The organism is Labrys sp. ALF-8, from assembly GCF_059699065.1.
On sequence record NZ_AP048542.1, the window covers coordinates 26,286 to 40,585 of the forward strand.

Sequence of the window (14,300 nt, forward strand, 5' to 3'; positions counted from 1 at the left end):
GACAGTTCACCCCCACGACAAGGCTCGCAGCCAGAGAGAAGCGGCATGACCCACCCCACAGACTGCGCGGCAATGACTGGGACGAAGCACACGGCGACGCCTTGGGAGGCTGAACCCGAAACAGGTCGCAGCGCATGGATCAAGGGCACAACAGGCGAATGGGCTGCTCTTTCATGCGGCGATACGGACGAAAGCGCGCGCGCTAACGCGGCCTTCATCGTCAAAGCCGTCAACGCCTATGACGACCTCAGGGCCCAACTCGCCGCGAAGGATGCGGAGATCGAGCGCTGGAAGGCACGCGACAGCGGCGGATATGCGCCAGATGGAAAGACGTGGAAGGACGCTCTGTGGGCAGAGGCGGCTAAGCGCGGTGAGGTAGAAGCACAACTCGCCGCCGCAACCAAGCGGCTGGCCGCTTTGCTTGACGAGGCAGAGGACATTTTTGTCTGCATGGCGGATGCGACAGGCATCGACAGACACAACTACCCCAAGCCGTTTGTTGAAGCACGCGCCTTCCTCGCCTCCAACCCCACACCGGAGGACGCGGGCAACGCCGTGGAAGCGGATGCAATAGCCGATCAGGTCATCGGCCAGATCGAAGAGCGTTTCCCAAATTGGCGCCAATATCGAGACCTGATCGATTGTATTGACTGCACCTTGCATGATCTTAGGAGCGCTCAGCCATGAATAAGAAAGAGCGCCGCGAGCTAATTGAGCTTGTTGTCGGCTGGGAGTTCATACAAGGCGGATCGGTTTCCGAAGCCGCCGCTTACAATAGGTGCGGGCATGGCATCAAAGAGCTTTTCAAGATATCGAACGAAGAAATAGCTTTTGACCGAGCTTGGGAAATAGCGAAATTGGAAGGTGATACATCAGACAACTTTGTCGATGCTGTTTTAGATCTTGTGGAAGAAGATTACGAGAAAGCCATAGATCTGCTTGAATGCAAAGGCGCTCTAGCCGAATACGTTAAAAAACGCAGCGAGGCGACGCCATGAAACTGTCAGCGTGCAAGTGCGGCGGCTGGGCTCACGTCACTGGTCCATGGGCCAAGGGGGAGTAGGGATGGCCCACTGGGATACCCCTGGCGCGTCCGATGAATGGTATACGCCCGCCTATGTCTTTGACGCGCTCGACGTCGGCTTCGATATGGACGTTGCGGCACCGCGTGATGCCAAGACATTCGTGCCAGCAGATGAGTTTGTCTTCTCGGATAGCCTGACCATGGATTGGCGCGGTTTCGTCTGGATGAACCCACCATTCGGCGGTCGCAATGGACTTGAGCCATGGCTCGACAAGTTCTTTGCTCATGGGAACGGTATCGCGCTAACGCCGGATCGGACCAGCGCACCATGGTTCAGGCGAGCATGGGTCCGAGCCGATCTTGTGCTCTTCACCCCGAAGATACGCTTCATCCGACCAGACGGTAGCGAAGGCGTATCGCCGTCGAACGGTACCGCTCTGTGGGCTGCTGGCTCGCGGGCAAGAAGCGCTCTGATAAACGCCAACAACAAAGGCTTGGGCATCCTCGGATTGCCAGCAGGAGTAGCAGCATGACCACCTCACCCGAAACACCGAAGCTGCCGGCTGGGGTTGTGGCGGCGCTTGATGAGAATGCCAGGACCGCCGCAATGGATGCGGTGTACCTACATTCGGATTGTCCGGCCAACTGGCTAGTGGCGGCGAATTTAGCAGAAACTGCCATCCGCGCTTATCTCGACGCCCTGTCCGCCCAGCCGGCGAGGGATGTCTCTCTGTCGCATGAACAAATGGTGGGAGAGTTGAAGGCATGGCAAAATTTGCTCGCCGCCAATCACTACCAAGAGAAAGTGGATTTGCTGCAAAAGGTCATCGTCTGTCTTGAAGCCGCCCCTCCCACCAGCGTGCCGGACGAGCGCGAAATCGCGACGTGGGAACTCGACCACGCCCGGCACAATGTCCGTGTGAAACTGGACGAAGCCGAACACGGCCCGGTCACGGTATCGGCCGGCTGGCTCAAGGGGCTTTCCAACTTCTTGGCAAGCATCAGCGTGCCAGACGAGCGAGAGGCAGCGGTGGCGGAAGCGGTGAATGAAGAAACGAGAGCGTGCGTTCGTATCCTAGAACGGAACTCTAGCATCAAAGCGCTCGACATTCTCCGCGCCCGCGCCCGTGCTGGAAAGGCCGCGCCAGATGCGGGGAGGGCTGGGTAGATGGAGTACGCCACAAGCCTCGCAGTCGATCTTTTCCTAGACGGCAGAAAGCATGCAATGCGCAGGTGGTTATCTTGCCCGCGAGTTGGCGACACTGTGTTCGTTGAAGATGCAGGCAAGCCGGTTGAGTGCATCGTGAAGCGCGTTGTTTATCTGATCCAGCGAGAACTTCGCGATCCGCAAGAGATAGACATCTACCTTGAAAGAGCCCAAGCCATGACCGACACCGGCCTACCGGGACCTTTGGACGAGGGCGAACTTAAGACATTGGCGGCTTGCGACCTCGGCAAGTTGATCAGCATTCTAGGCCAAGGCTCATTTGCGCGCATGTTGGACAGCGGCGCTATGGTGGCGACGGTTGATCCTTATATTGCCAGCTTGTTCCTGCGCCATCTCAACGCCGCCCCCGCCCGCGAAGCCCAAGCCCGCGCCGAGGCCTACGCCACCGGCCATGCGGCGGGGCAGGCGGAAATGCGGGAGAGGGCGGCTGTAGAGGCTGAAACGCAAGGTAAAACCCCTGAAAGCTTCGGGTGCTTTATAGCCGCCCGTCGCATCCGCGCCCTCACGCCGGAAGAACCTGACACGGAGCGGAAGGGATGACAGCGCTTGAGGAGATAGAAGAAGCGTACGAATTGTATCGCGAAAACACAAACTCCCCCGTCTCGAAGAAGACATTCGTTCAGATCATAGAAGCGTGGCTCACAGTAAGTGGTGACTCATACTACGAAGAGTGGAAAAAACAACACTTCGCGTCAGCCACGGAAGACCCTGACGGGCGGGGAGGTGGAGATTGAGCGACGAACAGCCGATCATCACGCATGTCCTGCGCGTCACGTCCGATCCCGGAGCGCCCATCGTCCGGACCTGTGTCATCTGCGGGCAGACCGATCTGCCGAAGTCGGCGACGGGAGACCCCTGCCCTAATCCGAACTCGCTCACACCGGACGGCATCGTCACGTTGCTCGAGCAGATCGCGGCGGAAGATCGAGCGACGGAGGGGTAATGAGAAAGTTCGAAGAGGATATGAAACGTCACACTCGCAATTTCCAGCTGATGCTTCTCGGTTTCCTCGTCCTCGGTGCCGTGCTGGTCGGTTACGGGATCTACTCAATGCCGTCCTGTGGCGTAGGAGAAGTGCTGGTCCGCGGAGCGTGGCAGCTGGTTTGTGTGAAGGGACATCAATGAGATTCGCCGAAGACTACGCACCCCTCAATATCGACCTGTCCTCCCCTGCCCGCGCTGATCGAGCGAAGTGGGTGTGTGCTTGTATGGTTGATGCCTTCGAAACGCTGAGGCGCCTTCCCGATGCTGGCGGACCAAAAGGCTTTGGTACGAACTGGCCCGCGACATTCCGCGATATCGGGCAATTGATGGACGATCTGTTCGGCCGGAACGACAATATGCCTCCGACAAGACGTCCTCCGTCTATCGAGCAGGTCTCTCGAATGGAAGAGGCTTTGCGCTGGCCCGCAGAGTTCCTGTCGGATCTGCCCAAGGCAGCCGACGCGCTGACGCTCTGGGCGATGTGCAAGGCATCAGGTCTCAGTATTCGTGCCGCCCTGCACGCCCGTAACAGGCGTGCTACCGAGATCGCTCGCCTTATGGAAACAGAGCGCAATGCTCAGCGTGCCATAGAGCGGCGAGAGATCGCTCGCCAAGTCGCGACTTGGGCGAATGAGCGACTTGTCGGCGCAACTCCCGAACGAGCCGAGAGAATCAGGGCGAATGCCACGATCCGTCTTCAGCGCAGTCTCGAAGAAGCCGGACTCCTCGCAGAGTATGTCATCGTCGACCCCAAAGAGGCCTTCCCGGACATGGTAATCACGCAAGGTGGCGTGGATGAATGGCGCTGGAGAGGCGCACGGATGATCGCCGATGGCCTTTCCCGAACCTAAATTCAGCGAGCAAAATACCCCCGCATGCGGGTGATATTTACGCGTTTTTGGGCAGTGAAATCGAGGATGACAAAGCGCCGAAAAAACGGCACCTCTTTTGTCAGCTTCGCGAGAGTTGCGGACGGGACACCGGTCACACTCCCTTGGCGCCCACAGCGCCCTCAAGGCCTAGCGCCTTCCACGCGAAGCGCCCTATTCCAATAAGCTCCTCGGCCGCCCATTTTTCGCGGCTTGAGTGCAGATGGCCCGGGCGACCGGCCCCTTATCTGTGACTGACGGGGACGGACAGTTTCGCCCGAACGGGCAGCGTATTATGGCGCGGGTTGCTCGCAAGGCAGCTGCCAGTCTGGCCAGACGGCCCCGAGAGATTGCAAGCTCAAGGGGCTTTTGAGGTGAACGGCATTTCGGTTCGACTCCGAGACCCTCACAGGCAACGCGCCTACCCTATTCTCTTGTTCGCTCGCACACAGTCGAGCCTCGGGGCGCCTGATAACCGTATGGTTGTCGGCGCTCCACCTAATTCATGCGGGCGGGGGAGCCAACGCCCTGTCACGGCAGGGCGGGATCCTTGGGTAACCTTGGATTGCACGCCCGCATGATCGAGTTATCCGGAATTTCCGGAACACTGAATTCATGCGGCGGCGCTGAAGGAAGCGCTAGTCGGCGGTATGCTACCCACAAGCCCGTAAATCGATATGAGTGGCACAGCCGGTTTCGAGTCCGGCCCGCATGAACCTTCCGGAATTTCCGGATAGTTCACCACCCGGCCACCTTTAACGCTTTGATATAACTACGTTATGGGGATTCCCATGACGAAAGACCGGCCACCCATCCGGCAGCCAAGCGCTCGCCGGGTTTTCTTTTGCTCCCACCGCCCGGTGAAAGCCGCGGCAGTTAACTCCCATTCCAAGGCCCAAGCCTGTGGAAGACAGCAGCGCAAGCCAGCGCCACAGTTTTCGGGATATCGATAGACCTGCCGTCTTCTGCCCTATGCCCGCGCTCGTAGAGCTGAACAGTGCTTTTGCCTATGCCCAGAGCTGAAGCCGCTTCATCCTGGCTCAGCTTGAGCGCTTTTCTCCAGGCCTTGAATTCTTCGGGGGTCATTCGTTCCTCCAGACAAAAGGGCCAGCATTTGCGCTGGCCCCCTTGCTCTAGCCACCATGCAGGTACTGCACGGCCATCAATCCCAACAGAACCAGGGAAAGGCCTATCGAGATCTTCCAGTAGGTGCGTTCTTGAATAATCAAGGGTTTGCTCCTATGATTTGGGCTACGTCCACCGGGCAGTGGTCAGACCGCCCGGTGGATCGCAGGATCACCAGTGATGGATCATGTTCCAGAGGAACAGCGCCAGCAAGGTGACCTGAAGAGCGAGAGCGAAGATCGGAAGATACTTCATCTCTTTTTCCTCAGCCGGGGTGGCGCCCATTCGCCGCCCCGGTGATTCTTTTCTAGCTTACTCAGTAAGCTTTATCAAGCCCTAAATAAACTCCTGTGTAAGTTTTTTACCGCAAATCACTCACTTAGGCGGTTTTTCTTCGTCCGTGTCACCTGAAGACATAGGCCAGCCGAGCTAAGTGGGGGGATGCGCCAAGCCACGCCCCAGTTGATGCAAAATATGCACAAACTGAAGTCCGCCCGGTCCGCCGTGGCGGGTTTCGTTTTGGCTCTACGCCATCCAGCCTTGTATTGAGAGTCAACCATGCCCGTCGGTGGACCACGCCCCGGTTTCGGCGGCAAGCAACCTGGTGCCGGCCGCAAGAGGGGCATCCAGAACAAGTTCAACCAGGCCCAGAAAGAGAAGGCACTGGAGGGCGGTCTGTCGCCGCTCCAGATCCTGATGAACCTCGCCCGCGACCACTATTCCGCCTACCTGACGGAGCGCAGGAAGACGCCCGTGAAACGTGACCACGCAGTCCTGATGGAGCGCGCGAAGGCCGCCGAGAGCGCCGCCAAAGAGGCCGCTCCCTTCATTCATTCCAAGATGCCCACAGCCCTGCATCACAGCGGGCCTGGCGGAGGACCGATCCAAACACTGGATCTGACGAAATTGACCGATGAGCAGCTTGCCGCCCTCGAACCTGTCATCGCTACGCTTGCCGCCGCCGGCGGCATTGCTGGAGCAGATCAGGGCGGAGAGGGCACGCCGGAAGGTTGAGCGCGAACAGCGCGAGCTCGCACAGAATGCGGAAGCCACACGCCAGCGCTGCAAAACCTTCGCCGGCTTCGTCAAGGAAGCCTGGCACGTCATCGAGCCCAATACCAAGCTGATCTGGGGGTGGGAGCTCCAGGCGATGTGCGATCACCTCGAGGCGATCACACTCGGCAAGCTGCACCCTCGCCTGATCATCAACATCTCGCCGGGCTCGTCAAAGTCTACAATCGTTTCCGTGCTGTGGCAGGCATGGGAATGGGGACCGATGGGCATGCGCGCGATGCGCTTCCTGTCGACCTCGTTCGAAATCACGAACGTCACGCGCGACACCCGCAAGACCCGCAACCTGATCCTGTCGGAGTGGTATCAGACCCTCTGGCCGGAGGTGAAGCTCACCCGCACCGCGGAAAAGAGCTTCGAGAATGCAGACACCGGCTTCCGGGAGGGTTCGGCCTTCGGCTCGATTACCGGCAAGCGCGGCGACCGCTTCACGATTGACGACCCGCACAGCGTCAACGGTGCCGAGTCCGAGAAGGAGCGTGCCGCCGCTGTCCAGTCGTTCCTGGAAGGCGGACTCAACCGCGTCAACGATCAGGAGAAATCCGCGATCGTCGTCGTCATGCAGCGCCTTCACGAAGGCGACCTGACGGGCGCGCTGCTCGCTCGGAAATGGGGCTTCATCCATCTCCGGATTCCGATGGAATTCGAGGCCGACGACGTCTGCGAAACGCCCCTGCCCTGGCGCGATCCGCGGAGCTTCGACGGCGAGCTGATGAACCCGCTGCGGTTCACCCCTGACGGGTTGGTGCCGTTCAAAGCCCAGCAGTTCGTTTGGGCCGGGCAGTACCAGCAACGTCCGGTGCCCCGCGAAGGCGGCATGTTCAAGCGTGTCTGGTTCGCCGGACAGATCATCGACGCCGCCCCGCCGAATACCCGGTGGGTTCGGCATTGGGACCTTGCCGCCACCAAAGGCGGCAACGGCGCCCGCACAGCAGGGGTGAAGATCGGCAAGACGCCCGAAGGCAAATTCGTCGTCGGCCATGTCGCCAAGGACAGGCTCGATGGTGCCGGCGTCCGCCTGTTGATCAAGGCCACAGCGGACGTCGACGGCAGGCCCGTTGCAATCAGTCTCCCGCAGGATCCGGGGCAGGCCGGGAAGGTGCAGGCCGCCGACCTGGTATCGATGCTCGCCGGATTCAAGGTCACGGCCGAACCGGAGACCGGCGACAAGGCTACCCGCGCGGAGCCATTCGCAGCCCAGTGCGCGGTCGGGAACGTCTTCCTGGTCCGCGGTGAATGGAACGAGGACTACATCGACGAGCTCTGCCTATTCCCCGGTGCGGCCGTGAAAGACCAGGTCGACGCTTCATCGGGTGCGTTCGGCAAGCTCGTCGGCATCAGACCGGCCATGCAGATCAGTGACGAAGCGCTGATTGCATCGGCGCAGCCGGCATAGTCAAAACCGAGGAGATGAAATGGTGTGGTGGCCCTGGCGCAAGAAGGCTGAGCCAGCCCCCGCACCGCAGGCACCAGCTCCGGCTGCTCGGCGCCCGCTCAGCATCTCGGCAGAGGCCGTAGCCGCCTCGCGTATCGACGAAAAGCCGGTCGAGCCTTTCAAGGTTGCCATGCATCCCCCATTGCCGGGGCAGGATCGCAAGGGCAAGGCGATAGCGCTCGATAGCGCCATGGGCGCCGTGAATACCTGGGCAGCGAGCTTATACGCGGCGAGCGGGTATCAGGGCGCAGCCTTCATGGGTTATCCGGTCCTCGCCGAAATGGCGCAGCGCCCCGAGTATCGCATGATGTCCGAGACGATCGCGACCGAGTGCACGCGGCGCTGGATCCGATTCACCGCGAAGGATGGCGATGACAAGGCGGACCGCATCGCGGAGCTCGATGCCGAATTCAAGCGCCTCAATATCCGCGCTGCCTTCCAGAAGGCAGCTGAGCTCGATGGCTATTTCGGGCGTAGCCATCTCTACCTCGACACGGGAAATGGCGACGAGCCCGAAGAGCTGGTGAAGACGATCGGCACCGGCTGGGACAGCGCCAGCGCCGCCAAGATCGGCAAGGGTGCACTGAAGGGCATCAAGGTCATTGAACCGGTCTGGACCTACCCGACGGCTTTCAATGGGTCTGACCCGCTCAGGGACGGTTGGTACGACCCGCAGACATGGAACGTCATGGGCAAGCAGGTCCACAAGACCAGGCTGTTCACATTCGTCAGTCGGGAAGTCCCGGACATCCTGAAGCCGGCCTATAGTTTCGGCGGTGTCTCGCTGTCCCAGATGGCGTATCCATACGTCGAGAACTGGCTCAAGGTCCGCCAGGGCATCGCGGAAATCATCGTCTCGTTCACGCAGTTCGTACTCAAGACGGCGATGGACGCCATCTTGTCAGGTGGGTCAGGCGACAGTTTCTTCAAGCGTATCGCTCTATTCAACAACACCCGCTCGAATCGCAGCGTTCTCGCAATCGACAAGGAGAGCGAGGAATTCGAGAGCGTCTCGGCGCCTCTCGGCGGTCTTGAAGGCCTCCAGACCCAGGCGCAGGAGCACCTTGCGAGCGTCTCACATATCCCGGTGGTGAAACTGCTGGGCATTCAGCCTGCGGGCATGAACGCCTCGTCGGAGGGTGAGCTCCGCAGCTTCTACGACTGGATCCACAGTTTCCAGGAGAAGGTCTTTCGTCAGAACCTGCACGCACTGCTCGGCATTGTCATGCTGTCGCTGTGGGGCGAAACCGACGATGGGATCGACTTCGAATTTGAGCCGCTATGGTCTCTCGACGAGAAGGGACAGTCCGAGGTCGAAAAGACCAAAGCGGAAACCGACCAGATCCTGATCGACGCTGGCGTGCTGTCACCGCAGGAGAGCCGTGAACGCGTCGCTCGGGATCCGCAATCGGATTACCAATCGATTGACGTCGATGATATGCCGGACCTCCTCGATGAAGAGGAAGAAGGCCTGATGCCGCGCGGCGGTCATCCCATTGAAGGACTTGGCGAGGGCAAGGAAAGCGGCGATAAACCGCTGGACAAGCTCTTCGACAAGTCCAGGGAAAACGCGTGATCGACATCAACCTTGCCGAGATGATCGCAGCCGCTCAACCGGCGCGCGAGGACGAAGCAGAAAAGATTGCGTTCAAGGATATCCCGGGGCCACCGATCCCGGGTTTTAAACCTCCGGAGGATGTCGATGGAGGAAGGAAGAGATCGCGAGACAATCACCGTCGGGGACCTAAGAAAACTGCTCGAAGGCGTCCCTGACCATCTTGAGGTGGTCGTTTCTTCTCAGTGCGGCGGCGATCATGAAGTCGCAAGGCAGGCCAAAGTCTACACCAGCAAATGGTGGGACGAAAAAGGCGTAGAGTATTTCCTCATCGACTGAATCGGAGGCCGACCTTGCTCCAGAGCAACCGCCGGCGCCGCTCTCCTCAGGAACGAAGCGAAAAGGTCTTGCGTCCGGTCCACGCCAACGCAGGGATTGAGGCGGAATATCGCCGTCGGCTCGACCGGCTGATTGCTGGGATGCAGGCCAGCACGGTCTACTTCCTGAAGGCCGCATATCGAGCCAATGAGCCCCGCGTCGCGCAGGATGAAACGCCTGCAGACTCGCTGCGCCGGACGATCCAAGATCTGGCGAAGCGTTGGCTTAGGAAATTCGATAAGGCCTCAGCGAAGCTCGCCGATTGGTTCGCCCAGTCGACGCAGACCCGATCTTCCGATGCACTTCGGAAGATACTGAAAGACGGCGGCTTTACAGTGAAATTCCAGATGACGCCCGCCATGCGCGACGTCCTGGACGCGACCGTCAATCAGAACGTGGCGCTGATCAAGAGCATCCCGGCGCAGTATTTCGAGCAGGTCGAGGGCCTGGTAATGCGATCGGTGCAGACCGGTCGTGATCTTGGCGGTCTGACGAAGGAGTTGGAAGCTCGGTACGGCATCACGCGTCGGCGGGCCGCCTTCATCGCACGAGACCAGAATAACAAGGCCACGTCAGCGATGGGACGGGCGCTAAAACTTGAGCTGGGATTGGATGAAGAAGAGTGGCTTCACTCCGGCGGAGGGCGACATCCCCGCCCCACGCACGTCAAAGCGGGGCGGGACAAGGTCCGCTACAAAATCCGCGAAGGTTGGTACGATCCTGCGTTGAAACGCCATATTTTCCCCGGCGAAGAGCCAAATTGCAAATGCGTTGGCCGGGTCGTGATCAAGGGATTCTCATGAACGGGGTCCTAATCCTTCTTGCAGCGCAAGGCGCGCAAGGGCTTCCGGAGTGGTATCGGGCTGTTCTCGGTAGCGCCATCATCTGCTTCAGCGGCTTCATGCTCTACAAGATGTGGACGTGGCGACAGAGATAGAACTCTGCAAGGCATTGGGGAATTTGGGGATGCCGGAACTAATCGGAAAGCTCGGCCCTGAGCGTGAGGTGCGATATCTCGAAGGCAAAGGGCCAAATCCGAAACCAACAGACAAGATATCCATTCATCTCGACCTGGATACTGGCATGGCCCTTGATGGTCTCGAAGCCATCCGCCTCAAGCTCGTCGAGATCGAGCAGCAGGCCGAGCGCACTGCATCAGCATTGTCGAAATTGAAAATCTGAACTCCGACAAATATCGACAATCTCCGACAGCCGCCGCAGGGCGGCTTTTGTTTTGAGGGAAACATGCCGGCCGTCAGTGAAAAACAGCGCCGGGCGATGGAAGCGGCTGCCCACGGGCATTCCACTCTGGGAATCCCGAAGAAGATCGCGGAAGAATTCGTCGGCGATGCTGATGCTCCGCATGCCGCTGGAATCGTCTTTGTGGCGCCTGATGGCGACGTGTTGCTGCTGCGACGCTCGTCGACAGAGACGAATTGGGCCGGGCATTGGGCGCTCCCAGGTGGCAAAGCCGAGGAAGGCGAAACGCCGGAAGAGGCCGCCGAGCGCGAGGTGAAAGAGGAGATTGGCTCGACTCCTGAGGGCGCGATGCGCTTGCTCGATCGCCGAATGACGCCGAACGGTTTCATTTTCTCGACCTTCGCGAAGCCGGTCGAGGAGAAGTTCACGCCCACGCTGAACGGTGAGCATTCCGGTTTCGCATGGGCTCCGCTCTCTATGATGCCGCGGCCGCTTCATCCAGCGGTCGAAGAAGTGCTGATGGCACTCCTGAGCATCGATGAAGGCGACGGGCTGGGATCGCCCGATAATCTCGCAACGGCTTGCGCCAATTTTGCAGCGTGGGCCCGCGAATATGTCGTCGCACAGGATAGCATAGCACTCGATCGCGCTACCGTGCGTTCGATTGATGCCGACGGTCATCTCCACGTCGAGCGGACGCCGATCAGCAAGGCAGTGGTGAACCCCTACTACGGCCGAGAGATCCCTGATTTCGAGCGCCTAGGCCTCGACCCGGACCGGATCTATCGACTCTATCGTCATCCCGACGAGCTCGCGCGCGCGGCTGGCACCTTCGAAGGTAAGCCGCTTCTGATCAGGCACCAGCCGGTCAATGCCGACGAGCATCCCTCAGAGCTCACTGTCGGAACCATCGGAAGCCCGGTCAACTTCGATCCACCGTACCTGACCGCGCCTCTATCGATCTGGGAAGGCGAAGCCATCAAGCTGATCCAGTCAGGCACGCAGCGAGAGCTTAGCTGCGGCTATCGCTACAGGCCGGACATGACGCCAGGCACGACTCCTGCGGGCGAGCCATACGATGGCGTGATGAGAGACATCGGGGGCAATCATCTCGCCCTCGTTGAACAGGGCCGCGCTGGCCCGGACGTGCTCGTCCAAGACAGCGCATTAATCCCACCTCCCATGGAGAACGACAGCATGGCGACCAAGTCGCAGAAGGCGCGCGCGGCGAAGGTCGCGGCGATCAAAACGGCCCTTGATGGGAAGTTGGCGCAGGACGCCAACCTCGACGAGGTGACCAAGGCCCTCCTCGCGCTCGACAACATGGATCCTCGCGGCGAAGACGAAGATCCCGACGAGGACGACGAGAAGAAGGCCGAGGACGAGTCCGAGGAGGATGACGACAAGGACAAGAAGAAGGCCAAGGACAAAGGCGCCAAGGACAAGGAAGCCTGCGACGAGGACGACGACCAGGCGGAAGACGAAGACGATGACGACAAGGAGGAGAAGGTGAGCAAGTCCGCGATGGACGCCGCGATCCGCTCTTCCACGAGCGCCGTCGAGAAGCGTATCCGCCAGCAGTTCTCCGATCTGCGCATGGCCGAGGACGAGGTTCGCCCTTATGTCGGCAAGATCGCCGTCGCCTGCGACACCGCGGACGAGGTCTACGGGCACGCACTCAAGGCCATGAAGGTTGACATTTCGGACGTTCCGAAATCGGCCTACCGGGCGCTGCTCAAAGCCCTCCCGGTACCCAAACCGGCGACCGCCGAAACCCTCCCCGCAATGGATGCCGCCGCTCAGGACGCTTATTCGAAGCGTTTCCCGAACTCCGGCCGCCTCAAGTAAGGAACCTGGCCGATGCCCTTCCAGACGCAGGTCAATATCACCCAGGCGCCCGCCGTTGCCGGCCAGTTTGCCTCGGTCAATCCTCGCCATGCCGCCCTCACCGTTGAGGGTGGTTTCGTCGCTGGCGCCAACGGTGCTGTAGTCGGGCTCTTCGCTTGGGCGGCCAACGACACCAACGGCGTGCCGCGGCTGCTCAACAACACCGGTACGGGCCTTCCCACCGGTATCGTTGCGAGAACCGAGCAGGCGCTCATCACGACGTACTTGACCGAGTACGGAAACACCATCCCCGCCGGCTTCCCGGTCGGTGACATCTTCAGCGGCGGCGACTTCTGGGTGAAGAACGCTGGCGCGGGCGCCGCCACGGTCGGCATGAAGGCTTTCGCCAAGCTTGCCGATGGCACCATCTCCTTCGCCGCTGCCGGCGCCACTGTGTCGGGCAGCATCGAGACCAAGTTCTATGCGGCCACTGCCGGCGCCGCAAACGAACTGGTCAAGATCACCGACACGATCTGATCCTGAGGGGCAAATCAACAATGATCCGTAACGCAGAATTTGCCCGCCTTCAGCGGGAGTGGGGCATCGTCCTGTTGGCTCAGGACTGGATGCCCGAAGAGTTCAAGCGCGACTATCAGGTTGCGCTCGACGCGCAGCCCGCCCTTGCCGGCGATCCCGCATCGAGCGGCGTCCCGGCGCTGTTCACGACCTACATCGATCCCGAGGTCGTGCGCATCCTGCAGTCTCCCAACGAGGGTGCCAGTATCCTCGGCGAGCGCAAGGAAGGCGACTGGAAGTCGCAGACGGCGATGTTCCTGGTGGTCGAGAACACCGGTGAGGTCTCCAGCTACGGTGACCACAATACCAACGGCATCTCGGACGCCAATGCGACCTTCCCGCAGCGCCAGTCTTACCTGTTCCAGACGATCATCGAATACGGCGATCTCGAGCAGGACCGCATGGCAACCGTGAAGCTGCAGTGGGTTTCGGAGAAGCAGCGCTCCGCGGCTCTGACCCTCGACAAGTTCATGGACTACACCTACCACTTCGGCGTGGTGGGCCTCCAGAACTACGGCCTGCTGAACGATCCCTCGCTCTCGGCGCCGCTCAGCCCTGCCACCAAGGCCGCTGGCGGACCGACCTGGATCACCGGGGCCGGCGTCATCAACGCCACCGCGAACGAGGTCTATCAGGACATCCAGGCGATCTTCAACAAGCTGGTGGCCCAGACCAACGGCCGCGTGAAGTCCAAGGACGCTCTCACCCTGGCCATGTCGCCCAGTTCGGAAGTCGCCATGACGACGACGAACTCGTTCGGCATCACCGTCTCGGATATGCTCGCAAAGAGCTTCCCCAATCTCAAGGTGAAGACCTCGCCCCGCTATGCCACCGCCGGCGGCAACGTCGTCCAGATGATTGCCGACAAGTTCGACGGCAACGACACCGGCTTCTGCGCCTTCAACGAGAAGCAGCGCGATCACGCGATCGTCCGCGAGCTCTCGGCCTGGAAGCAGAAGAAGACGTCGGGCACTTGGGGCGCGGTCATCAAGTACCCCGTCGCCATCGCCCAGATGCTGGGGGTCTGA

At 60.3% G+C, this 14,300-nt stretch carries 18 protein-coding genes; 17 read left to right on the forward strand and 1 reads right to left on the reverse strand.

The genetic code is table 11. The annotated features are described in order from the left end of the window. Positions 1 to 45: 45 nt before the first annotated feature. The 8 genes from AC6H34_RS33155 to AC6H34_RS33190 all read left to right on the forward strand — a co-directional run bounded on the left by AC6H34_RS33155 (position 46) and on the right by AC6H34_RS33190 (position 4,087). On the forward strand, positions 46 to 687 hold the full coding sequence (locus AC6H34_RS33155; protein ID WP_497541921.1) for a hypothetical protein: 642 nt from the start codon (positions 46 to 48) through the stop codon (positions 685 to 687). After that, positions 684 to 998 carry a hypothetical protein gene (locus tag AC6H34_RS33160; RefSeq protein WP_497541922.1) on the forward strand — a complete coding sequence of 105 codons (315 nt, stop codon included), beginning with the start codon at positions 684 to 686 and terminating at the stop codon, positions 996 to 998. Before AC6H34_RS33155 ends, AC6H34_RS33160 begins: the two co-directional genes overlap by 4 nt. A gap of 67 nt (positions 999 to 1,065) precedes the next feature. Next, positions 1,066 to 1,557, forward strand: coding sequence for a DNA N-6-adenine-methyltransferase (locus AC6H34_RS33165; protein WP_497541923.1), 492 nt, complete (start codon positions 1,066 to 1,068; stop codon positions 1,555 to 1,557). Beyond that, the gene (locus tag AC6H34_RS33170; RefSeq protein WP_497541924.1) at positions 1,554 to 2,192 is read left to right on the forward strand and encodes a hypothetical protein; all 639 of its coding nucleotides are present in this window, start codon (positions 1,554 to 1,556) and stop codon (positions 2,190 to 2,192) included. The genes AC6H34_RS33165 and AC6H34_RS33170 overlap by 4 nt, the downstream gene beginning before the upstream one ends. 96 nt (positions 2,193 to 2,288) lie before the next feature. Further along, positions 2,289 to 2,792, forward strand: a complete 504-nt coding sequence (locus AC6H34_RS33175; protein WP_497541925.1) for a hypothetical protein — start codon at positions 2,289 to 2,291, stop codon at positions 2,790 to 2,792. 190 nt (positions 2,793 to 2,982) lie between these two features. Continuing rightward, a complete protein-coding gene (locus AC6H34_RS33180) occupies positions 2,983 to 3,195 on the forward strand; it encodes a hypothetical protein (RefSeq protein ID WP_497541926.1) in 213 nt (70 codons plus the stop codon). After that, complete coding sequence (locus AC6H34_RS33185) at positions 3,195 to 3,377, forward strand: hypothetical protein (RefSeq protein WP_497541927.1); 183 nt, start codon at positions 3,195 to 3,197, stop codon at positions 3,375 to 3,377. Before AC6H34_RS33180 ends, AC6H34_RS33185 begins: the two co-directional genes overlap by 1 nt. Beyond that, positions 3,374 to 4,087: a hypothetical protein gene (locus AC6H34_RS33190; RefSeq protein WP_497541928.1), complete on the forward strand. Its 714-nt coding sequence runs from the start codon at positions 3,374 to 3,376 to the stop codon at positions 4,085 to 4,087. The genes AC6H34_RS33185 and AC6H34_RS33190 overlap by 4 nt, the downstream gene beginning before the upstream one ends. A gap of 894 nt (positions 4,088 to 4,981) precedes the next feature. On the opposite strand, the gene AC6H34_RS33195 is transcribed toward AC6H34_RS33190, so the two are convergent. Continuing rightward, a complete protein-coding gene (locus tag AC6H34_RS33195) occupies positions 4,982 to 5,191 on the reverse strand; it encodes a helix-turn-helix domain-containing protein (protein ID WP_497541929.1) in 210 nt (69 codons plus the stop codon). Between the two features lie 597 nt (positions 5,192 to 5,788). Between AC6H34_RS33195 and AC6H34_RS33200 the strand changes: the two genes are divergently transcribed. The 9 genes from AC6H34_RS33200 to AC6H34_RS33240 all read left to right on the forward strand — a co-directional run bounded on the left by AC6H34_RS33200 (position 5,789) and on the right by AC6H34_RS33240 (position 14,300). Continuing rightward, positions 5,789 to 6,244 (forward strand): hypothetical protein, encoded by a 456-nt coding sequence (locus tag AC6H34_RS33200; protein WP_497541930.1) that lies wholly within the window; start codon positions 5,789 to 5,791, stop codon positions 6,242 to 6,244. Beyond that, the gene (gene terL, locus AC6H34_RS33205; protein WP_497541931.1) at positions 6,144 to 7,697 is read left to right on the forward strand and encodes a phage terminase large subunit; all 1,554 of its coding nucleotides are present in this window, start codon (positions 6,144 to 6,146) and stop codon (positions 7,695 to 7,697) included. The genes AC6H34_RS33200 and terL overlap by 101 nt, the downstream gene beginning before the upstream one ends. Positions 7,698 to 7,716: 19 nt before the next feature. After that, complete coding sequence (locus tag AC6H34_RS33210; RefSeq protein ID WP_497541932.1) at positions 7,717 to 9,312, forward strand: DUF1073 domain-containing protein; 1,596 nt, start codon at positions 7,717 to 7,719, stop codon at positions 9,310 to 9,312. A gap of 126 nt (positions 9,313 to 9,438) precedes the next feature. After that, on the forward strand, positions 9,439 to 9,630 hold the full coding sequence (locus tag AC6H34_RS33215) for a hypothetical protein (RefSeq protein WP_497541933.1): 192 nt from the start codon (positions 9,439 to 9,441) through the stop codon (positions 9,628 to 9,630). Between the two features lie 14 nt (positions 9,631 to 9,644). Next, entirely contained in the window at positions 9,645 to 10,472 is an 828-nt protein-coding gene (locus AC6H34_RS33220; protein WP_497541934.1) for a phage head morphogenesis protein, read from the forward strand. A 118-nt stretch (positions 10,473 to 10,590) separates the two neighbouring features. After that, on the forward strand, positions 10,591 to 10,851 hold the full coding sequence (locus AC6H34_RS33225; RefSeq protein WP_497541935.1) for a hypothetical protein: 261 nt from the start codon (positions 10,591 to 10,593) through the stop codon (positions 10,849 to 10,851). A 63-nt stretch (positions 10,852 to 10,914) separates the two neighbouring features. Beyond that, the gene (locus tag AC6H34_RS33230; RefSeq protein ID WP_497541936.1) at positions 10,915 to 12,717 is read left to right on the forward strand and encodes a DUF2213 domain-containing protein; all 1,803 of its coding nucleotides are present in this window, start codon (positions 10,915 to 10,917) and stop codon (positions 12,715 to 12,717) included. A gap of 12 nt (positions 12,718 to 12,729) precedes the next feature. Beyond that, complete coding sequence (locus AC6H34_RS33235) at positions 12,730 to 13,233, forward strand: structural cement protein Gp24 (RefSeq protein WP_497541937.1); 504 nt, start codon at positions 12,730 to 12,732, stop codon at positions 13,231 to 13,233. 20 nt (positions 13,234 to 13,253) lie between these two features. Continuing rightward, positions 13,254 to 14,300 carry a major capsid family protein gene (locus AC6H34_RS33240; RefSeq protein ID WP_497541938.1) on the forward strand — a complete coding sequence of 349 codons (1,047 nt, stop codon included), beginning with the start codon at positions 13,254 to 13,256 and terminating at the stop codon, positions 14,298 to 14,300.